This window comes from Campylobacter concisus, assembly GCF_902460895.1.
Classification (GTDB): Bacteria; Campylobacterota; Campylobacteria; order Campylobacterales; family Campylobacteraceae; genus Campylobacter_A; species Campylobacter_A concisus_BC.
Genome location: NZ_CABPVL010000002.1, coordinates 632,796 through 655,078 on the forward strand (window position 1 = coordinate 632,796; position 22,283 = coordinate 655,078).

The 22,283-nt window shown below is 40.3% G+C and carries 15 protein-coding genes; 12 read left to right on the forward strand and 3 right to left on the reverse strand.

The genetic code is table 11. The features are described 5' to 3' along the window. Positions 1 to 91 precede the first annotated feature (91 nt). The 3 genes from F3G98_RS10370 to F3G98_RS04370 all read left to right on the forward strand — a co-directional run bounded on the left by F3G98_RS10370 (position 92) and on the right by F3G98_RS04370 (position 7,235). Positions 92 to 3,652, forward strand: coding sequence for an Mbeg1-like protein (locus F3G98_RS10370; RefSeq protein WP_188116967.1), 3,561 nt, complete (start codon positions 92 to 94; stop codon positions 3,650 to 3,652). Positions 3,653 to 4,140: 488 nt separating this feature from the next. Continuing rightward, positions 4,141 to 5,082, forward strand: coding sequence for a TAXI family TRAP transporter solute-binding subunit (locus tag F3G98_RS04365; RefSeq protein WP_149725791.1), 942 nt, complete (start codon positions 4,141 to 4,143; stop codon positions 5,080 to 5,082). Positions 5,083 to 5,168: 86 nt separating this feature from the next. Continuing rightward, positions 5,169 to 7,235, forward strand: a complete 2,067-nt coding sequence (locus F3G98_RS04370) for a TRAP transporter permease (RefSeq protein WP_149725792.1) — start codon at positions 5,169 to 5,171, stop codon at positions 7,233 to 7,235. A gap of 95 nt (positions 7,236 to 7,330) precedes the next feature. Here the strand turns inward: F3G98_RS04370 and F3G98_RS04375 are convergent, their stop codons facing one another. The 3 genes from F3G98_RS04375 to F3G98_RS04385 form a co-directional block, all read right to left on the reverse strand. Further along, positions 7,331 to 7,816: a tetratricopeptide repeat protein gene (locus F3G98_RS04375; protein WP_103573912.1), complete on the reverse strand. Its 486-nt coding sequence runs from the start codon at positions 7,814 to 7,816 to the stop codon at positions 7,331 to 7,333. 70 nt (positions 7,817 to 7,886) lie between these two features. Continuing rightward, on the reverse strand, positions 7,887 to 8,549 hold the full coding sequence (locus tag F3G98_RS04380) for a M48 family metallopeptidase (RefSeq protein WP_223231304.1): 663 nt from the start codon (positions 8,547 to 8,549) through the stop codon (positions 7,887 to 7,889). Then, complete coding sequence (locus F3G98_RS04385; protein ID WP_107945648.1) at positions 8,525 to 9,844, reverse strand: MATE family efflux transporter; 1,320 nt, start codon at positions 9,842 to 9,844, stop codon at positions 8,525 to 8,527. Before F3G98_RS04385 ends, F3G98_RS04380 begins: the two co-directional genes overlap by 25 nt. A 95-nt stretch (positions 9,845 to 9,939) precedes the next feature. On the opposite strand from F3G98_RS04385, the gene abc-f reads away from it, so the two are divergent. The 9 genes from abc-f to prmC all read left to right on the forward strand — a co-directional run bounded on the left by abc-f (position 9,940) and on the right by prmC (position 22,275). After that, entirely contained in the window at positions 9,940 to 11,871 is a 1,932-nt protein-coding gene (gene abc-f, locus F3G98_RS04390; RefSeq protein ID WP_103608820.1) for a ribosomal protection-like ABC-F family protein, read from the forward strand. A gap of 1 nt (position 11,872) precedes the next feature. Then, positions 11,873 to 12,307 (forward strand): hypothetical protein, encoded by a 435-nt coding sequence (locus F3G98_RS04395; protein WP_103615084.1) that lies wholly within the window; start codon positions 11,873 to 11,875, stop codon positions 12,305 to 12,307. 74 nt (positions 12,308 to 12,381) lie between these two features. Then, positions 12,382 to 13,896, forward strand: a complete 1,515-nt coding sequence (locus tag F3G98_RS04400; protein WP_149725793.1) for a DKNYY domain-containing protein — start codon at positions 12,382 to 12,384, stop codon at positions 13,894 to 13,896. Then, positions 13,893 to 15,338 (forward strand): DKNYY domain-containing protein, encoded by a 1,446-nt coding sequence (locus F3G98_RS04405; RefSeq protein ID WP_149725794.1) that lies wholly within the window; start codon positions 13,893 to 13,895, stop codon positions 15,336 to 15,338. The genes F3G98_RS04400 and F3G98_RS04405 overlap by 4 nt, the downstream gene beginning before the upstream one ends. Before the next feature lie 125 nt (positions 15,339 to 15,463). Then, positions 15,464 to 17,404: a BCCT family transporter gene (locus F3G98_RS04410; protein ID WP_149725795.1), complete on the forward strand. Its 1,941-nt coding sequence runs from the start codon at positions 15,464 to 15,466 to the stop codon at positions 17,402 to 17,404. A 368-nt stretch (positions 17,405 to 17,772) separates the two neighbouring features. Continuing rightward, positions 17,773 to 19,146, forward strand: coding sequence for a sodium-dependent transporter (locus F3G98_RS04415; RefSeq protein WP_103608825.1), 1,374 nt, complete (start codon positions 17,773 to 17,775; stop codon positions 19,144 to 19,146). Between the two features lie 3 nt (positions 19,147 to 19,149). After that, positions 19,150 to 20,262 (forward strand): hypothetical protein, encoded by a 1,113-nt coding sequence (locus F3G98_RS04420; RefSeq protein WP_103608826.1) that lies wholly within the window; start codon positions 19,150 to 19,152, stop codon positions 20,260 to 20,262. Positions 20,263 to 20,270: 8 nt separating this feature from the next. After that, on the forward strand, positions 20,271 to 21,473 hold the full coding sequence (locus tag F3G98_RS04425; RefSeq protein ID WP_149725796.1) for a M48 family metallopeptidase: 1,203 nt from the start codon (positions 20,271 to 20,273) through the stop codon (positions 21,471 to 21,473). Continuing rightward, complete coding sequence (gene prmC / locus F3G98_RS04430; RefSeq protein WP_103608828.1) at positions 21,463 to 22,275, forward strand: peptide chain release factor N(5)-glutamine methyltransferase; 813 nt, start codon at positions 21,463 to 21,465, stop codon at positions 22,273 to 22,275. The genes F3G98_RS04425 and prmC overlap by 11 nt, the downstream gene beginning before the upstream one ends. The last annotated feature ends 8 nt before the right edge of the window (positions 22,276 to 22,283 follow it).

The window sequence follows — 22,283 nt, forward strand, 5'->3', positions numbered from 1 at the left end:
GTTTTAAGAAAAACAGCTTTGAAAGTGTTGGTGGTGGTAATAAATTTATACTAGTAAATGGCAAATTTGAAAGAGCAAGCAAGGATAAATAATGCAAACTAAAAAATCAAGCAAGGAACTGATAAATTGCTTTAAAGATTACATTGACATTGCTGATGCCTCTTATGCTCTTTTACATAATGTCTTTGAGAATGAAGAGGGAGAGCTAGATAGATTATCAAAAAAGCATGGGTTGGAAAATTTACCAGAAAATACAATAAACTCTTGTAAAAAAGAAGAAATTGATAATCCTGTTTGGAGATACTCGGACAATATACGACTTGGTGATAAAATAACAGAGGATAACCAAACTAGACAATCAAGAATAAATAACCGTCAGCTTGGTGATACCACTGCCTATGCTCTAGCAATAGAAGCTAACTTTATGGCCGATAAAATAGTTAAAAAGCCAGTTGGCGAAAATGGAGAATTGAAAGACGTAAAAATAGATAATGATGTTAAAAATTTTATATATTACGACAAAGACTCAAAAGAACAAAGACTAATTGTAGGTAAAGATGAAATTTATACCATTTCCCCTCGCACAAAACTCTTTGTCAATCGCTACGAGCTAGTAAAACATATACCAAACCAAAAATCAGGCTTTAGCTCGTCAGTGTTTTATGACACTGAAAAGTCAAACTATATCATAGGCTTTAGAGGAACTGAGATAAAGGGAAACGACTTTGTTGACGACTTTTTTATGGCTATTACCTCTAAGGCCATTATGCAGATATCTGCACTAACATCACTCCAATCAAGCATGGTTGAAGCTATAAATTCTCATAGTTTAAATTTAAATAGTGTGGATGGCGAGGATGAAAGCTCTTTAAATTTAGACCAAGAGCAAGCCTCTCATGGTCCTAAAGAGGTCATCCTCTCAGGTCACTCACTAGGCGGACATCTAGCACAGATATATGCTGTTACATTTAAAGATAGTGGAGTAAAAGAGCTATATACTTATAATGCCCCAGGAATTGATGGTGGGATAATTGGCTCAGCTTTTACTTGGGTGGTAAGGTTTCTTAGTCTTATAGCTAAAGGCATAGTAAGAGGGGCAAAGTATGTAGCAAGACTTGTTGATCCAGATGGCTTTTTAGGAAAGCTAGTAAATTCTGCTTTTAATAAAATAAAAGGTATGTTTGGTTTTAAAGATGACAAGAGCACGGTGAAAGAGTGTGTAAATGCAGTTGAGAAGAACGATAAGGCGTGCAAGACTCTATCAAACAAAGATACAAACCTAAATATAAAAAGAGCTAGCAAGGGTGATGATCTAGGCATAGAGATACATCATATAGAAAGTGTAAAGCAAAGCATCAGCAAAAATGAGGATGGCTATGAAAGAGATTGGCATATGTTATGGGAGCCTACGCTTTCTGCTATATCTGATCTTGGGTTTAAGCTAGGTGTTGGTATGGCTGATGAGATAGAGTATAAAAACACTGATAATAGACACTTGATCAATATATTAGTCAGGTCACACTCGCTAAAAGATAGTGTGATGGTTTTATACTTGATGTGCTATCTTTTAGAGCATAAAGAAAACGAAAGCAAGATAGAGGGTAAAGATATCGTAGGCGCTCTAGACTACCTAAATGAGTATATCCAGTCGCTTAAATTTAAACTAAGATGTATAAGGATGAAGCTAAATTTAGATGTGGATATAGATAGTATAAGCAACACCTCGATGCTTGATACACCTTTATATATATTCTATGCTTATCTAAACCTCTTTTATGAGCAAGGGAAATTTAGCGATGATAAATTTAAACAAGATATGGTTGGATATATCATCGAAAATTTAGGCAAAAATATAGATAAAAATAGCGACAAAGAGGCTCACTTAGTTAGGCTTTTGGATGCCGAGGATATAGAAAAGCTAAATGCCTCGCAGATAGTGAGCAGTGCTAGAGCTGGTGATATAGATATGCTAGTGGCGATATGTGCTTTAAATTTATTTGTCTTTGATAAGAAGATAGAAAAAGACGAACTAGGTAAATACTTCGCTTATAATAAAAATATCTATAAGAGCATAACAACCCTGTGTGATGACAAGGTGGATATGAAGCTTGCTACTACGTACGTAAAAGATAGGATAGAGATACTAAAAAGCATAATAAGCCTAAAATATGCCGACTACAAAAAACTTGAAGAAAACGAGAATTTCTTAGCTAGCGTTAGCTCTAATGAGGCAAGCTCTAGTGATGAAGCGATAGTCATAGCGCATAAACCATCAACTTTAAGCAATAACGATATAGCACGCAATAACAAACTAGCAACTGAGGATATAAGAGCTCTTGCAAATGAGAGCTTTGGGGATATCTTTCATAAAAAAGAAAACACTCTTAGTGTAAGTGCTGAAGATAAAAGCATCATAGATGTGGCGGTTTTAAATGATATATTTAAACTAGATAGTAAAAATATGGAGCAAAGAGTATATCTAGGCTCTATGCTCCTAAATACCGCCACTGAGCAATCAGACTATCCACTATACTTTAAAAAAGAAGAGGACGGGGAGGAGTCAAATTCTAGCCTGCTAAGCTTCTCTCATCAGCCAAGAGATGAGGATAAAGACAAGGGAAGACTAACTATCGATTATAAAAACCAACGAGCTTGTGTGCTAAACTACTCTTTGCTAAACAAAAGCCTAAATATAGACCTAAAGCCAACAAACAAAGAGACCAAAGAGTCACTTGAAAAGGCAAATGAGAGGCTAAACTTAGAAAAGAAAAGTAGTGCGCTAAGTGCTAGTGGTACTGCCTTTGCTAATCCAATAATAGAAGATGACGTGGTAGTTTGCCCACATGGTGGCCATGTGATCTTAAAAAGTAGAGCTGGCAAAAGCATAAGGTCAGATGATCAAGGCGTGATACTTGATGTTGATTTTATCAACTCACCGATAGTTGGCTGCTCAGCTAAAAACCCTTGCACAAAGGTGGCATACGTGCCAAGAGCGGCTCTTAGTCTAAAAAGCATGAATGACCACTATGCTGTTATGCAAGATCTAGTGCCAGCGTGCCTAAGCAACACTAGCTCACCGCTAAGGTGCATAAAAAAAGAAAATAGGATAAAGCTAGCTCATAGCATAGGTAGCCCTGCATCTGAAAACGATAACCCTGCGGTGCTAAATCCAAATTTAAATAGCGCTCACATAAGACTGCATGTAAAATCAGCCCTTAATCAAGCAGACAACCTTGCTGTTTGCATATATAAGCTAAATGATGTGGAGCATAAAAACCAAGAGGGATTTAAAGAGATGGAGCTAAATTTAGACGAGGGCTCTGACGTAAAAGATAAGAAGCTAAAAGAACATCTAAGCTCTCGCTTTAGAGATGATAAATTTAGCATCTCGTCATTTAACTTTAAATACTCGCTCATGGATAAGAATTTCATCTTTATAACACCTAAATATATAGAGGCTATATACAAAAATACAACGCTTCCAAAAAGTGGTATAGGATTTTTCCAGTTTGTAGATGATATAAGCGATGAGAGTAACCTTATCTATGTCACACCTAGCAAGGCAAAGACGGTGGATATAAAATTTGCTTGTGGGCTTGATAGCAAATATAATGACGATATAAATACAACAAAAACAGTAGTGGTGGCTTAATAGTCTATGTTCAGTGAAAGAAAATCAAACGCCACCTTTAAACAATCTGTACGCCTTTTGAAATTTTCGTCACATAACCTTTCAATATTCTTAAGAAAATTTATCTAATCCTTATAAAAAGCTTAGACGTTTTATCTGTAAAAATTAGTTTTTAGAGATAATGGTTTGTCTGAGCTTTTATATTTTTATTCTATTATGAGAATAAAAATATTGGCCGTCTGCCAAGACCTTACAGTAAACTCAATTTGAGTTTACTAAGTAAGTTATTATCGTACATGCTATAAAAATAATATTTGGGCTCTTGTTTTATTAAAATCAAATCGCCCTATAAAGAAATATAAATTTATTCTTAAGAAAATATTTTTTTAAGCCTTGATTGTGTAGAATGGTTGCAACTTTACAAAAATGGCATAAAAATATCATAGCAAAAAGATACAAAGCTAAATTTATAGAATAAAATAGCCTTAAATTTTTTGAAAGGATTTTAGATGAAAACTACTTCTTTGGTACTTGCTGGATTGCTTTTAGCAACAACACTTTCAGCAAAAGAATTTATTAGTATCGGCACTGGTGGCATGACAGGCACGTACTATCCGATAGGTGGAGCGATCTGCCGCTTGGCAAACAAAAATACAGACGTAAAATGCTCTGTCCAATCAACTGGCGGCTCTGTTTATAACGTAAATAACGTCCTTAAAAAAGAGCTTACATTTGGCTTTGTTCAAAGCGACGTCGTCTATGACAAATATAACGGCACTGGCAAATTTGACGGAGCAAAAGATGAAAATCTACGCTCAGTAGTGGCTATCTATCCAGAGCTTCTTGCATTTGTCGTGGCAAAAGATAGCGGCCTAACAAGTGATATCCAGTCTTTTGCAGGCAAAAAATATAACGTCGGAAACCCAGGTAGCGGCAACGAAGTGAGTACGCTTGAAGTCTTTAAAGCAAAAGGCTTTGACGTTTCAAAACTAGGATATCGCGGCGTTTTAACAGTTGGCGAATGCCCACACGCACTAAAAGATAAAAAGATAGATGGTTATAGCTTTGTCGTTGGTCACCCAACTGCAAACATCACTGATGCTGCGACATCTTTGCCTATCGATATCCTAAATATCGAAGGTAGCGAGATCGATAATCTTCTTAAAGAAAAACCATACTTTGCAAAAGGTGTGATCCCAAAAGGCTCATATGATGGCGTCGATCACGATGTAAATACTATCGGCGTAAAGGCTGTTTTGGTAACTAGCAAAGATACAAAAGATGAGGCTGTAAAAGCTGTGATAAAAGCTATCTTAGATAACTTTGATGAGTATAAAACTCTTCACCCAGCGCTAAAATCAGTAAATAAAGAAGATCTCGTTCAAGGTCTTTCAGCTCCGCTTCACCCAGCTGCAGAGGCTGCATTTAAAGAGGCTGGTATCTTAAAATAATCCATCTCCAGGGGCTTTGCCTCTGGATAAAATTTAAATATGCAAATTTCTTCTAAATTTATATATTTAAATTTTAAAGGAGAGAGATGAACGAAGTTAATGACAACGAAGAACAATTTGTCGAAGTAAAGACAAGAGAGATAAATAGCAATATTTACAACTATTTCATCGCATTTGCGTGTTTCTCTTGGTCGGTTTTTCAGCTTTATATAGCGTATTTCCCACTAAATACTAACATTTCGCGCTCAGTGCACCTAGCTTTTGCAGTTGGGCTTGTATTTTTGCTCTATCCAGTCACTTTTCATAAAAAGGCTCACTCAAGTTTGCCATTTTACGACCTAGTTTTTTGCGTGATAGGCGTTGTTGCCGTGCTTTATCCAGCGGTTTATTTTTATGAGCTAGCTGATAGGACAGGGGATTATATCACTCAAGATATCGTCATATCGTTTTTGGCGATCATCGTCTTACTTGAGGCTGGCAGACGTGTCATGGGACCAGCACTTCCTATCATTTGTATATTATTTTTGATATACGATCACTTTGGCCCTTATATGCCAGACATCATCGCTCATCAAGGCGCTAGCTTTGAAAAGATCGCAGGGCACATGTTTTTGACGACTGAGGGCGTCTTTGGCGTGCCTATTGGCGTTAGTGTTAGCTTTATCTACCTTTTTGTTCTTTTTGGCTCATTGCTTGAGCGAGCAGGCGCTGGACAATACTTCATAAATTTAGCCTTTTCTCTTCTTGGCAAATATAGAGGCGGCCCAGCTAAGGCTTCAGTCATCGCAAGTGGCCTAACTGGCATGGTCTCAGGCAGCTCCACAGCAAACGTCGTAACCGTTGGTACATTTACCATACCACTTATGAAAAAAGCTGGCCTTTCACGCACAAAAGCTGGAGCTATCGAGGTCGCAGCTGGCGTAAATGGACAGCTCATGCCACCTATCATGGGTGCGGCTGCTTTTATCATCGCTGAGTTTTTGGGCATGACATATACAAACGTCATGATGGCAGCGGTTATCCCAGCATTTGCTTGTTATTTGTCGCTATTTTTCATCGTGCATTTAGAGAGCGTCAAGCTTGGACTAAAGGGCATAAATCAGAGCGAATTTCACTCAAGATTTAAAATTTTTGTTAGCGGTCTTCACTATATAACGCCTATTTTGATCTTGCTTTATACACTGCTAATCGCAAAAGAGTCAGCCATAGCCGCAGCGTTTAATGCGATAGGATTTTTATTTTTGATAATGATCTTTCAAGAGCCAACTAAAAAGCTAGCTTCAGGCGAAAAGGTAGGGCTAAACGATGTGCTTCTTGGCTTTGAGGATATATTTTGGGCGATGGTCGCAGCTGCAAAGAGCATGACTACAATAGCCATCGCAACTGCTCTTGCTGGCATCATCGTGGGCTCTATCTCTCTAACTGGCCTTGGTCAAGTACTTTCTGATCTAGTCGAGCTTTTAGCAGGCGATAATATCATGATGATACTACTTCTCACAGCTCTTATGTCGCTCATCCTTGGCATGGGTCTTCCAACGACAGCAAACTACATCGTCGTCTCAAGCCTTGTTGCGCCAGTTATCTTGTTTTTAGCGCACAAAAATGGCTTTTTAATCCCCGCTATCGCCGTGCATCTTTTTGTTTTTTACTTTGGAATTTTAGCTGATGATACGCCGCCAGTTGGCATCGCAGCCTACGCAGCAGCTGGCATTGCCAAGGCAAATCCAATAACCGTTGGCGTGCAAGGATTTTTTTACGATTTAAGAACAGCGATCTTGCCATTTGCCTTTTTCTTTAACAACAAACTTATGCTTATTGAGAGCATAAATACTGGCGATCCGCTTGATTCAAAAGGTATCGTTTGGATGAGCAATCCACTTGAAATTTTACTTGTCTTTGGCATGGCTATCGTGGGTATGTTTGCCTTTTCAAGCTTGCTTCAAGGATACTACGTCACAAAGCTTAGGATTTGGGAGAGGGCGCTACTTATCCCAGTTGTGCCTCTAGCACTTGTGCCAAACATCTGCGTGAAATTTGGTCTAATGCCAAACGAATACACAGCCTACATCGTAGCAGCAGCTCTTTATGGTTTTGTCTTTATGACTCAGTGGGGCATAAAAGATAAACCGCTTGATCAAATAAGAGCGATTTAACATTAGGCAAGAGCTCTCTTGCCTAAACTTTTTAAATTTATTTATTTCTATTGATTTTATAAAAAGTGAGAATTTAGGCTTTTAAAGCCTAAAGATCAAAGTTGTTTTGAGCGTTTTAGATCGCCCGCAAACTCGCAAGACATCTTATCACTTAGTTTGCAGCCTTTTTCTAAGAAGGTGTAAGCCTCTTTAAATTTCTTAGCTTCTATTAGTATCGAGCCTATCATGCCGCAAGAGTAGCCGTCGTTTTGCTCGCAAGCTTTGTTAAAAAGCTCTCTTGCTTTTTGTGGATCGTTATCGAGATAAATTCCACCAGCTGCTGAGCAACCCTCTTTTTCGCCACCTTGGCAAGCTTTGTTGTAAAACTCTAACGCTTTATTACTGTCTGGCACATCAGTTTTGCCAAGCTGGTAGATCGCACCTGCTTTTGCACATGATCTTGCGTCATTTGCTGCGCATCCTGCTTCAAATTTAGACAAAGCCTCAGTGAAATTTGAGTCAGCATAAGCCTTCAAGCCATCTTCAAAGTCGCCTGCTAGAGCGCAAGCTGCAAGAAGCGAGATAAAAATCATTTTTTTCATTAAATTTTCCTTTTGTAAAGTAATGTGCAATTTTAACATATTAAATTTACACTTACTTGATGAAAAATAATTATGATTTTAAAATTTGCTCTTGCTCTTTGTAATCAGGCATGATGGCTTCTATAAATTTATAAAAACTGCTTTGATGATGCGGATAGAGCAGGTGAGTAAGCTCGTGAAGCACGACGTATCGCACGGCAGAGAGTGGCTTTTCTATAAGCCTTAGGCTTAAGTTTATATAGCCTTTTTTGTGGTTGCAGCTGCCCCAGCGAGTTTTGCTATCTCTTATGACGATGCGACTAACTGGCTTATTGATATGAGGCTGATAGTAGCTTACAAGCTCTAAAAATAGCTCTTTTGCTCTTGCTTTTTTAAAGCGCTCAAGTGCCTTTAAATTTGGCGTTATGATAAATTTATCTTCAAAAAATGGCACCTTTGCGCTCTCATCAAATTTGATCTTATAAATTTGCCCAAGAAATTTCATCTCATCATCTTTTGGCAAATTTAAAAGAGCTTTTTTGTAAGCATTTTCAAGCCAAATTCTGTGCGTCTCAAGAAAGCTAAGAGCCATCTTTTGCGTGCTGTAAAATGGCATAGAAAGCGTGATCTTAGCGTCCTTACCAACTCTTAATCGCATAGCCTTTACATTTGTTTTAAAATTTATTAAAACGCTTAAGCCATAAAAGTCTAAATTTAGGCTCTTTTGCCTTAAACTAGGCGTTTTTCTTGCCACTTTTTGCTTCTCCAGCGCCATGTATTTGCAAGGCCTCTTAGCCACTCATCAGCGCAAAATCCTATCCAAACGCCAACGATGCCCCAGCCAAGGTGTATGCCTAAGAAATATCCAAGCGGCAGCGAAAGCCCCCACATAAAGATAAGCCCAGTCGCTAGCGGGAATTTCGCGTCGCCACTTGCACGAAGGGCATTTACGATGACGATGTTAAAGGTTCTGCCAGCTTCTAGCACGATCGAGAGTGTAAAGAGTGGTAGCATTATCTTGCGCAAGCCATCATCTAAATTTAGTGCGTCCATGATCTTATACTTTAAGGCGTAGGCGATCAAAACGACGACGAGCGTGATAGAAATTCCAAGCCACAAGGCTTTAAAGGTTCTTGCGTAAGCCTCGTTAAATTCGCTAGCTCCCACTAAATGCCCCACGATGACCTCGTTTGCCACGCTGATACTAGCTCCACAAAGCAAGATGAGAAGAGTGATCTGAAAGTAGATAGTCTGCACGCTAAGAGTTGCCTCGCCCATGCTCGCGATAAAGCCAAAAGCGACCATGTATTGCGCCATCCAGAGTAAATTTTCACCAGCGCTTGGTAGGCCAACTGAGAGTATTTTCTTTAAAATTCCAAACGGCACGACAAGCAGTTTGCTAAGATAAATTCTAACTTTTGCCACGCGTATGAGCATATAAAGTAGGACAAAAACGCCTATTAGTCTGCCCACAAATGTCGAGATAGCAACACCTTGCAGGCCTAAATTTGGCAGATCAAACCAACCAAAAAGGGCGATGGCGTTGCCAAAGATGGTGATGATGTTCATCAAAACTGAAGTTAGCATCACAGCAGTTGCTAGATTATAGACGCGAAGCACCGCAGCTAGCACCATGCCGATGCCATCAAAGAGCAATGCAAAGCCAAGGATGTGAAGGTATGAGAAGCTATCGTTTATGAGATCACTTGGCACGTTTAGTAAATTTAAGATGTTGTAGCCAAAGACGTAGATGATGATGGCTGAAAAGATGCCAAAGACCGTATTTGACGTGATGCTTGCGTGTATGACGTTTGAGGCTAGCTCGTTTTGCTTTGCTCCAAGTGCTTGTGCGACGACGACTGAACAGCCCATGCTTAAAAAGTTAAAAATGGTCATAAAAAGATCCATCACTTGATTGCCCGCACCCATGGCGCCAACTAGATGCACACTCACTTTTGTCACCATGTAGGTGTTGATGATGAGCGTTATAAAGTGCAAAAACATATCTAAAAATATAGGTACGACCAGTTTTTTCATAGAAAGATTCATAAATTTCTCCCTTTTTAAATTTTGGGCGATTATAGCCAAATTAGGTTTTAGCTCCCTTTTGATATAATCCAAAAAATTTAAAATTTGAGAGAAAAATGGCATTAATCGACCTAATAGACGTAAGTAAAAAATTTGGCGCAAATGAAATTTTAAACAGCGTAAGCCTTAGCGTAAATGAAAATGAAAAGATAGCAATCATCGGCAAAAATGGCAGTGGCAAGAGCACGCTTATGAAGATCATCTCTGGCGAGGTGACAGCTGATAGTGGCAGACGCATAGTGCAGAGCTTAATAAGCGTCGAGATGCTAGCGCAAAATCCAAATTTTAACGCCACATTTAGCGTAAGAGATGCGCTAAATAACGAGCTAAAAGAGATATTTGACGCGATAAGCGAGTATGAAAAGAGTGGCGTTTTACTAGCAAATGAGCCTGAAAACAAAGAAATTTTAAAAGAGCAAGAGAGGCTTTTAAAATTTATAGAGGCAAAAGATGGCTGGAATATCGAGCATAAGATCGAGCGAATTTTGCAAGAATTTAAGCTAAAAGAGTATGAAAACAGGCCCATTTGCTCGCTAAGTGGCGGCGAGATCAGGCGCGTGGCACTGGGTGCGCTCATCCTTAAAAAGCCAGATGTGCTGCTGCTTGATGAGCCTACAAACCACCTTGATGTCTATATGGTCAAATTTCTTGAAGATATGCTTAAAAGCTCAAATCAAAGCATAGTTTTCATAAGCCACGATAGGTATTTTATCGATGCTCTGGCAACTAGGTGCGTTGAGGTCGAGGATGCAAGCTTAAAAAATTTCGAGGGCGGATATGCAAACTATCTAACCAAAAAAGAGGAAATTTTAGCAAGCCTTGCAAAGTCGCATGAGACGCTGCTAAAACAGCTAAAGGCTGAAGAGGAGTGGCTAAGGCGCGGCGTAAAAGCTAGACTAAAGCGAAATGAGGGCAGAAAAGAGCGGGTGCTAGCTATGCGCGAGGAGGCTAAGAAAAACCCAGGTGTGATAAGGCGCGTGAGGCTAGAACTTGAGCGAGCGAGTAAAAATTTCAACCAAACACAGAGCCAAAACCGCAAAAAAATGCTCTTTGAGTTTAAAAATTTAGGCAAGATCATAGACGGCAAGGTGCTTTTTGAGAAATTTGATGCAAGGGTCTTGCAGGGCGAAAGGATTGCCATAGTTGGACGAAACGGCAGTGGCAAGAGCACGCTACTTAAAATTTTGCTAGGACTTGAAAAGCAAAGTAGTGGCGAGATAAAAAGGGGCGAGGTGAGTATCGGCTACTTTGATCAAGCTAGAAATGTCCTTGATGATGACAAGAGCCTTATAGAGACATTTTGCCCAAATGGCGGCGATCACGTGCTAGTTCGTGGGCGAAATATGCATGTTTATGGCTATCTTAAAAATTTCCTCTTTCCAAAGGAATTTCTGGATAAAAAGATAGGCGTTTTAAGTGGTGGCGAGAAAAACCGTGTCGCGCTTGCGATGCTTTTTACCAAAACTTACGACGTGCTGGTGCTTGACGAGCCGACAAACGACCTTGATATCGCAACTATCAATATCTTAGAAGACTACTTGCAAAGCTTTGAGGGGGCTATCTTGCTAGTAAGCCACGATAGATATTTTGTCGATAAGATGGCAAATAAACTCTGGGCGTTTGAGGGGACAAAGATAAATGTCTTACATGAAGAGTATAGCGTCTATTTGGAGCTTGAAGATGAGATGAAAGAGCTTGATAAATTTGAAAAAGAGCTAGCAAATAGCCAAAATGAAGCCAAACAAAAGAGTAAATCTGGCGCAAAACTAAGCTACAAACAAACGCAAATTTTAAACACATATCCAGATAAAATTTCAGCTCTTGAAGCAAGGGTAGCCGAGCTAAACGAGGGACTTAGTGATCCAAAAATTTATCAAGAAGTAGGACTTACTAAGCTTTATGAAGAGCTTGAAAGTGCAAAAGCCGAGCTTGAAAGCCTAGAAAATGACTATTTTGAAGTTTTAGAGATCGCCGAGGAGCTAGAGTAGCTTGAAAAAGATCGGTAGGATAAGCGCGCTAAATACGAGAGTTGTTAGACAAAATTTAGCCACAAGCATGAGCCTTTTGATAGGTAAAGAGAGATTTAGTGGGGTGTTTTCACCAGAGATAGAAAAATATGAAGTAGGCGATCTAGTCAAGATAAAATATAAAAAGGTTGGATTTTTAAATAAGATAGAGACAATTAGGCTAATCGCAAAAAGCAGCAAAGAGTCAGGAGTTTTTGCAAGGATTGCAAATTTGATCTTTATGCTTTGTTATTTTTATTTATGCTTTATTGCGTCAGTCTTTATTTATTATGGGGTTACGCTGGAATTTGATATTATTAGGCTTATTATTACATTAGCAGCCGCTTGTTTTCTATTTTGGATGGGTAAATTTGTATATTTTAGGTTTTTGATATTTAGATATTTTATATTTGGATAGGTTTTGTGAAATTTAAATGTATGAAAGGTTTGCGGCATGATAAGGTCGCTAAATTTGTTTGAAACGAGGCTAAAATGTTAAAAAAACATCCGCTAATCTCAGTAATAATCGCCATTGTTGTGATATTTTTTTCTACCTACTTTTTTGTCTTTGGGTTAGCTACTATTTTAGATGACGACATTGGTGATAGTAAAGAGTTAAATAATAGCTTTTTTTACGTCAAAGATGACAAGGTCTATGCCATGGTGCCAAGTGGGGGTAAATTTGAGCTAATAGGCGTGAGGGCCAGCAAATTTAGATACATTGACACCGGCAAATACGACAACAGAAACGTTGGCGCTAGTGATGAGGCGGTATATTGTGGCAACCTCGTGATGAGCGGGCTTGATCCAAATGGCGTTAGAGCGCTTGGTAATGGCTACTTTGGCGATGGCAAGATAACATATTTTTGCGATAGCGTAAGCGAGACGAACCTCGAAATATCTGCATTTAAAGAGTTTTGGGACATCGTCTCACATAAAATGTTTAACACCCCTAAAGCGCAAACTCATATCTATAAATTTAGACAGGTTGATAACGCTAATTTAGCTGCGATCTTGGGCTTTGGCTATGCAAGCGACGGCGCGAAGGTCTATCATGATGGCAAAGAGCTAGAGGGCGCAAATGCCAGCAAAATGCGCTACATCGAGCAGGCATCTGGCAGAAAGAGCATACATTTTACAACTGACGGAGAAAATGTCTATTATGACAGCACAAAGCTAGGGATCAAATTTAGCCCACAAATGCGTGATATCGGCGAGATATGGCGCATTCACTATCTTTATGAGCCAAATTCTGGCATGGTCTATGCAAATGATCATGAATTTGACCCCAAATTTGCCCCATACGAGCCGCTTTTTAATCTAAAAGATAAGCACTCCTATCATGCGCTCTTTCGTGGCAAAGGCGGTATCTATCACTGGGAGCGAAAGTGGCAGTGGTATAACAGCATAGATGAAGGCGAGTTTGTAAGAGACGGAGATGATCCATTTAAAGGCGAGATAACGCCACTATACGGCAACGTGGTGATGAATGAGGGCAAGACATATTTTCTAAAAACCTATGAAATTTGGCACAACACGAAAAATGATCACAGCCTAAGCTCGCGCCACACGTCTATCGTAAGGCTTGATACAAAAGAGCAGTGGCGAAAGATCGGTCTTGTAAGAAACGATGGCTACGGAGCGGTCTATGCAAACGGAGATAAGACATATTATTTTGATAACGTCGGCTACGGCTGGCATTTTAACAGCAGTGTTTATGATATAAACGACCTTGGCGTGGTTGAAATTCTCACTCGTCCTTATGACTCAAATGTTGAGAATTTAAAACTTGATGAGATAGTAAAAATGGTAGATCAAGGCGCTATGGTGCCAGCTGAGGGCGAGGTGGTGATCGATGCTATAAGCGACTTTGATGATTACTCGCAAAAATATGCCTACTGGATATTTTTAGCCATTGCATTTATAGTCTCGGTAGTTGGCGCCATTTTTAAAAATAAAAAGCAAGCAAAAAAGCTTAAAAAAAGGGTAGATGATTATAGATTATGAGAAAAATTGCTATTAGATTTATTTATTTTTTAGTCATCTTGACGCTACTTTTTGTTTTGGCGATGCTTTATCTCTGGCATGAAGGCGAGTATCAAAGAGGTTTTGCAAACATTGATAATAGCGAGTTTTATCGCTCGCCAGAGGGTAAAATTTATATTCAAATTTCAGGTAGCGGCAAGTATGAGCTAAAAGGCGTCGATGAGGCTAGTTTTAGGGTCTTAAAGCTAAAACACGCATATGACTACTCAAATGTGGCGGCTGATAAAAATCATGTCTATTGCGCTAGAGAAATTTTGCCTGGTCTTGATCCAAAAAGTGCCAAAGTGCTTGGCAATGGCTATCTAAGTGATGGCAAGATAAGCTATTATTGCAGCACTAGAAGCGAGAAAGAGGCGGGATTTAGCGAATTTAGTGCCATTATGAAAAACCTTCCTCACGTCTTTATAAAAAGCTACGATGATAGCTCATATTTTTATAGGACAAAGCTGGTTGAAAGTGCAAATTTAGAGCCTATATTTGACGCTGGCTTTGCAAGAGATGGCGGCACGCTTTACTACAAGGGTGAAAAGCTTGACGCGCAGCCTAGCGAGCTAAGATACATCACGGCAGAAAATGGCGCTCCTAGCGGATATTACACAGATGGTAAAAGCCTATTTTTAGGCTTTTATAAGCTTGATGCTGGCTACACAGATGAGGTGCGCCGGATATGTTATGACCCAAAGCACGATATAGAATATCTTTTTGAGCCAAAAAGTGGGGCGGCGTTTGCAAATGAGCGTAAATTTAGCGCTCAAAATATGCCTTATAGCGCCATTTATAGCGTGGATAACGTGCATTCGTTTTGGCCTCTTCTTGCCAGCAAAGATGGAATTTACTTTTGGGATAGCAGCAAAAACGAGCAAGCTAAAATTTCAGACTACCAGCTAAAAGGCGAGCTAAAAAGGCTCTATGCTGACGTTTTTGTAGATGAGAGCTCGGCGTATTTCTTACAGCAAGGCGAAGAGTGGCGGCGCTCAAAGCACGGCAGACACTTAGAGGCGCAAACAGTCTCTTTATATAAATTTGCCCCAAGCAGCTCTTGGCGCGAAGTAGGGCTGGTAAAAGATGGCGAATATGGCGCAGTATATGCAAATGGCGATAAGCTTTATTTTTTTAGCAAGATAAAGCCATTTTATGGCATAAAACATAGCGTTTATGAGGTGGTGGGTCCTAGCGTCATAGAAATTTTAACAAGAGCATCTAAAGAGCTTAGCGCAAAAGATATCAGCGATATGATAAAGCGTGGCGAGCTAGTGGAAGCAAGCGGCGAAGAGGTCGCAAGGTCGAGGATAGAGTATGACTCGCCAAAGATCATTTTGTATATCACATTTGGCATCGCTTTTGTCGTCATAGTGCTAATAACTCTTGCAAAACCAAAGAGAGATAAAAGGGACTTGAGATAAATTTCAAAGTGGCTATTTTTGGTGGCTAAAGCTTAAAATTTCATAAAAACTTTAAAGAGAAAATTTGACCTATTTACTCTTTTTTGTTATTTTAAAGCGAGACTGAATTTATAAAAAGGAGAAAAATGTTTAAATTTCAAAGGTCAAAATTTAATAATTCAGTATTTATCCCATCGCTTATTGTCATATTTTTAATAGCGGCATTTGCAGCGATATTTCCAAATTTCTCAAATGAGTTTTTTAAGGGTATGCAAAACTACATCGCGGCCAAATTTGGCTGGTTTTACATCCTGGTCGTCGCCGTCATACTGCTAAGCGTCATCATTCTTGGCTTTAGTAAGCTTGGCGAGATCAAACTAGGAGCCGATCACGTAAAGCCAGAGCACAAAAATATCTCGTGGTTTTCTATGCTTTTTGCTGCTGGCATGGGCATAGGTCTAGTGTTTTTTGGTGTGGCCGAGCCGCTCATGCACTATCTAAACCCACCAGTTGGCGACGCACAAACTATCGCAGCGCAAAAGCTTGCGTTGAATATCACATTTTTTCACTGGGGCATGGGCGCATGGTCGGTCTATGCTATCGTAGCGCTAATTCTAGCCTTTTTCTCGTATAGGCACGGCTTGCCACTCACGCTTAGATCGGCATTTTATCCGATCATCGGAGATAAAATTTACGGCAAGATAGGTAGCGCCATCGATACATTTGCCGTCGTAGCGACCCTTTTTGGTGTGGCGACCTCGCTGGGATACGGCGTGCTGCAGGTAAATGCTGGCCTTACGCACGTTTTTGGGCTGCCGACCATGCACATCACGCTTCTAATAGTGCTTTGTTTTGCAGCTACCATCTCAGCGGCAAGCGGCGTGGATAAGGGCATCAAGATCTTATCAAACGCAAACATCGCACTAGCTATATGTTTTATGTTTTTGATACTATTTTTGGGCGATACTACGCAGCTTCTAAAGTCGTTTGTGCAAAACAGCGGTGACTACGTCTCTACGCTCATCTCAAACACTTTTAACCTCTACGCCTACGAGAGGCAAAACGAGAGCTGGCTTGGCGGTTGGACGCTGCTATACTGGGCTTGGTGGCTATCTTGGTCGCCGTTTGTGGGGCTTTTTATAGCTAAAATTTCAAAGGGCAGAACGATAAGAGAATTTGTGATAGGCGTGCTTTTAGTGCCAACTGGCTTTACCTTTGCTTGGATGAGCTTTTTTGGTAACTCGGCGATCGCTTTGGTGCAAAGTGGCTTTAGTGAGCTAGCGACCACGGTAAATTCTGACTCAGCCTCAGCGCTATTTATGTTTTTGGAGAAATTTAGCTTCTCAGGCGTGCTAAGCGTGATTGCAGTCTTTATGATCGTCATATTTTTCGTAACTTCTGCCGACTCTGCGGCGATCGTTATGAACATGCTTTGCTCAAACGGCAAGGATGATACACCAGTTTGGCAAAAGGTCTTTTGGGGCGTTACAGTGGGCGTCGTGGCGGCATTTTTGATGCTAGCTGGTGGTCTTGGCTCGCTTCAAGCACTTACGATCACGACAGCACTGCCATTTTCCATAGTGCTACTTGGCGCCATTTATGGGCTATTTAAGGCGTTACGTGTGGATCTAACCAAAAAAGAGACAAATAACTTTAGTAACATGCCTATTAGTGATCTTTCAAAGCCGTGGCAAGAACGTCTAAGTGCGATCATCACGCTGCCAGGCAAGAAAGATGGCAAGAAATTTTTAAACGAGGTTGCACTAAAAGCTTTTAACGAGCTAAAAGAGGAATTTGCCAAAAACGGACTTGAAGCAAAGGTCGCAAATGGCGAGAATTTTGTAAATTTAAATGTCGGACTTGGCGACGAGATGGACTTTAGATATGGCGTCTATCTCACCAAGAGCCATAGTCCAGACTACACCAGAGAGCTTGACGGCGATGATCTTTACTATAGAGCTGAGGTCTATCTAAAAGAGGGCGGTCAGGACTACGATGTGCTTGGCTGGAGCGAAGCTACGCTGATAAATGACGTCATCGAGCAATACCGCAAACATATGCAGTTTTTGCACGTTGTGAGAAGGTAAATTTGAGTGAAATTTGATTGATTTTCAACAAAACGCATGCAGCGCGCCAGCACTATTGCATGCCACCTCTAACGTTGTCGGGCTTTACTTCGCGACTTCGTCTCGTAACTGCAAGCAGACAGGGGGATTGTTAGGGGGGGGAGCTCTTTTGCTCCGAAGCTCGCAACTGCAAGCAGAGCGTAATTCAAGTCCACCTTGTCTCCCTTTTGAGTAAAAAGAAATTTACCCACAAAAGTAAAAATAAATTCCGTCCATAAAAGTCCTAAAATTTAGCAAAAAAGTCAAATTTACACGCAAGTATCGCCTTTTGCTAGCAAAATTTAATCATTTTTTTTATATAATCCAAATTTTTCACAAAGGTAGATAATATGGATAGAAAATCGTGGAGTTCGAGACTTACATACATTTTAGCTGTTGCAGGGGCTACGGTCGGCTTTGGCGCGACGTGGCGGTTTCCTTACTTGGTCGGTCAAAACGGCGGTGGGGCCTATGTTTTGGTATTTTGCATAGCGATGATAGTCATTGGTATTCCTATGATTTTGGTTGAAAACGCCATCGGTAGGCGCCTAAAGTGCAACGCCGTAGATGCATTTGGTGGCACAGTAAATGGCAAAAAGATCAGCAAAAAGTGGCAGATAGTCGGCTGGATGGGGCTTGTTGGCGCATTTGGCATCATGGCTTACTATATGGTTATCGGCGGCTGGGTCTTAAACTATATCGCTCAAATTTCATTTGGCCTGCTTGATCTCTCGCACATCGTGAGCTTTGAGCAAACTAGCGCATTTTACGAGCAAAATATCGTTAGCAATCCGCTTGCCATAAGCTTTGCAACTCTTGTTTTTGTTCTGGTTAATTACGCTATCTTGGTGCAAGGTGCAGTTGGTGGCATCGAGCGCTCAGCAAAATACCTAATGCCGCTTCTTTTTATCCTAATGCTCGTCATGATCGCTAAAAACATCACTCTTGAAGGTGCTATGGAGGGTGTGAAATTTTATTTAACGCCTGATTTTTCAAAGATAAGCTTAAAGCTTTTTGTCGAGGTTTTGGGGCAGGTTTTCTTTGCGCTCTCACTTGGATTTGGCGTGATGATAACGCTCTCAAGCTTTGTTAAAAAGGACGAAGGGCTGGTTAAAATTTCTATCATCACTGGCATCTTAAACACCGTCATAGCCGTGCTTGCTGGCTTTATGATATTCCCGTCGCTCTTTAGCTATGGCGTCTCGCCAGATAGCGGGCCTAGCCTAGTTTTCAAGTCGCTTCCGATAGTTTTTTCACACATGCCGTTTGGCGGATTTTTCGCGGTGGCGTTTTTTGCGCTTCTTATGATTGCTGCGCTTACGACATCGCTACCGATATATGAAGTGATCATTACAACGCTGCAAGAGAAATTTAAGATAAAACGCAAAAAAGCGATATTTTTAGTGCTTAGCGTCATCTTTGTGCTTGGGAATTTGCCCTCACTTATGGCTACAAATTTACTAAGCCACGTGAGCATTTTTGGTAAAAATATCTTTGACGCATACGACGCGATAAGTGCAACGATATTTTTCGTGCTGACCTCACTTGGATGCGCGATATTTGTCGGCTGGGTGCTAAAAGATGAAGCGAAAAAAGAGATCTTGCAAGGCAGCGAAAAGTACGCAAAGCTTATAAATATTTGGTTTTTTTACATCAAATTTATCGTGCCTTTTGTCATTTTGGTGCTATTTATCAGTAGTTTTTACGACAACTTTTTGAAGTAAAATATGCGTGAGCTTGTAAATTTTGATAGCGGTGAGCGCCTAAGACTTGGCGTAGAGGATAAAGCTTTAGTAAGCGTGAGCCAAAAAGGCGCTAAAATAAAGCAGAGTAAAAAAGAATTTGCAAGCGAGACGGAGGCTAAAAAAGCCTGCGTCAAAAAAGAGTGGGAGAGCCTAAAGAAGGGCTTTATCCTGCAAGATAGCGAGGCTAAAGCCGGCAAAGCGAGCCTGCATGTCTATATCGGTGGTGGATACACTGGAGCACTCTCGTTTGCAGGCTTAAGAGATGAAATTTACGTTTATAAAAGTGGCGGTCAAAAAGATGGAGGCAAGCCTAGCGATCTTTTGGCGTGGCTTGATCGAAACGGCACTATAAAAGAGCAGATCGCATTGCCAAAGCCGCTTGCGTGGGACATCCAGTATGCAGGCGAAAATTTACTTTTAGACCTTGATCATGAAATTTACATTTTTGAGCCAAAAGAGGCTAAATTTCGTGAAATTTTAGCCGAGCAAAATGTTAAGAAAAGTAGCGAGATAGCGAGCTTTATCTGCTCTGCAAATAATGCGGCAGTTTTTGGTATGTTTGGACAAATTTTTACTTTTTGCGAGGGTAAAATTTCAAAGCTTGGCGAGTATAAATGCAGCACAAAAAACCACGTGCCGATACTTTGCGCAGCGCTTAGTGCGGATGCTAGCATGCTTGCTCTTTGCACCAAAGAAAATGAGCTGCAAATTTTAAACGCAAAAAATGGCGAAATTTTAAGCGAGCTAAGAGCAGAATTTGGTGTGCTAGATAAAATTTGCTTTTTGGACGAAAACACGCTTTTACTTAGGCAATATCTTGAAAACAAGCTATTTTGCCTTGATATAAAGAGTGCAAAGGTGACAAAACAGCCTTGGATAAAGGATGAGTATCTAAGAGTGAGTGAGTTTTGCGTGGAGGCTGGCAAACTTGTGGTGGTAGATCAAAGCAGAGCCTACTCTATCAATCTAAAAAGTGGTGATGTGATGGCAGAATTTACGCTAGATCACGTCGTGAAAAACTGCGAGGCTAAATTTATAGATGGCAAACTTGCAGTTAGAACGGACTATGGCTGCTTTAGTCTTTATGAAATTTAAGGGAGAATATGTTTTATACACTTTTATTTATCTATATTTTTTATGTGATTTTTAAGCTTTTTTTGGCGAATTTACAGATCGGCTTTGTAAGAGCTGAAGTCAAAAAAGAGCCAGTCGTGCTTGAAGAGAGCGAATACAAAAACGCCGCAGTTGCCGCCGTGACAAATCTAAAATTTGAAATTTTTAGCCTCATCTATCACGCCATCATTTTCTTTGCGTGGATAAGCTTTGGGCTAAAAATGCTCTCAAACGCTTGTCTAAAAGATGGCACTACGTTTGAAAATATCCTCTTTGTGATGAGCTTTTTGCTGATCTCGTCGCTGCTTGATCTGCCACTAAATATCTACGAGAGCTTTGTAAAAGACAAAAAGCTTGGCTTTTCAAATATGAGCGCAAAGATATTTTTGGTTGATACTATAAAGTCGCTAGCGCTAATGCTCATTTTTGGCTCGGCCTTCGTTTGGCTCGTGCTTCTTTGCATAAATTTCCTTGGCGATTTTTGGTGGTTTTGGGCGTTTTTGCTAAGTTTTGGCATCGCTTTAATTATAAATTTGATATATCCAACGCTCATCGCGCCTATTTTTAATAAGATGTCGCCGCTTGAAGATGGCGAGCTAAAGGGCAAGATAGAGGGTTTGCTTGAAAAATGCGGCTTTAAAAGTAGCGGCGTTTTTACGATAGACGCTAGCAAGCGCGACAACCGCTTAAACGCCTATTTTGGCGGACTTGGAGCGACAAAGCGAGTGGTGCTTTTTGACACGCTGATAAAAAAGCTAAGCACCGAGGAGATCGTGGCGGTTTTGGGTCACGAGCTTGGGCACTTTAAGCATAAAGATATCCTAAAGATGATAGCGCTAAGTGCGGTCATGCTATTTTGTCTATTTTTTATCTTTGGAAACGTGGGTGCAAGCGCATACGAGGCGATAGGACTAGGGCAAAATGGCGCTAGTATCATCATCTTTTTGGTGCTTTTCTCGCCTATTTTTAGTTTTCTTTTCTCGCCGATCATCTCGCACTTTAGCCGCAAAAATGAATTTGGCGCAGATAGATTTTCAAAAGAAATTTCAAACAAAACTGACATGATAAACGCCCTAACCAAGCTTGGCAGCGAAAACAAAGCATTTCCAAAGTCGCACTGGCTTTACTCATTTGTCTATCACTCGCACCCAAGCCTTTTTGAGCGGATAAATGAGCTAGAAAATGAGAGTTGAAGAGGCTTTAAAGCAGGCAAATTTAAGGCTGAAGCCGCTTTGTGAAAACCCAAGCAGAGTGGCTAAAATTTTGCTCATGAGCTACCTTGATGTGAGCGTAGAGTGGATATTTTTAAACCAAAAGAGCGAATTTGATGAGAGTGGCTACTTTGCCCTTATAAAGCGCTTTGAAAACTACGAACCGCTTGAGTACATTACCGGCAAGGCTAGCTTTTATGGGATGGAGTTTGAAGTAGAAAGTGGCGTTTTGATACCTCGCCCAGAGACTGAAATTTTAGTTGATAAAGTGCTTGAGATTGCAAGCAGCTATAAAGCGCCAAAGATCGCTGAGATCGGCACTGGTAGCGGGATAATAAGCGTCATGCTAGCCCTTAAAAGTGATGCAAAAATAGTAGCCACCGATATAAATGAAAAGGCGCTAAATTTAGCTAAAAAAAATGCGCTTAAATTTAATGTAAGCGAGAAGATCGACTTTGTAAAATGCTCATATATCGACGAAATTTCTGGTGGTATCGACATCTTGGTCTCAAACCCGCCTTATATCGCACGAGACTATAAGCTTGATAAATTTGTGATAAACGAGCCGCATGAGGCGCTATTTGGCGGCGAGGTCGGAGATGAAATTTTAAAAAATATCATCCTTATCGCTAGAAATCGCGGCATAAAAGATATCGCCTGCGAAATGGGCTATGATCAAAGAGCGAGCATGGAGATGGCGCTAAAATTTAATGGCTATAAAAGCGCTTTTTACAAGGACTTAGCGGGCTTTGACAGGGGCTTTTGCGCGAGATTAAAACTATAAAGGAGAGA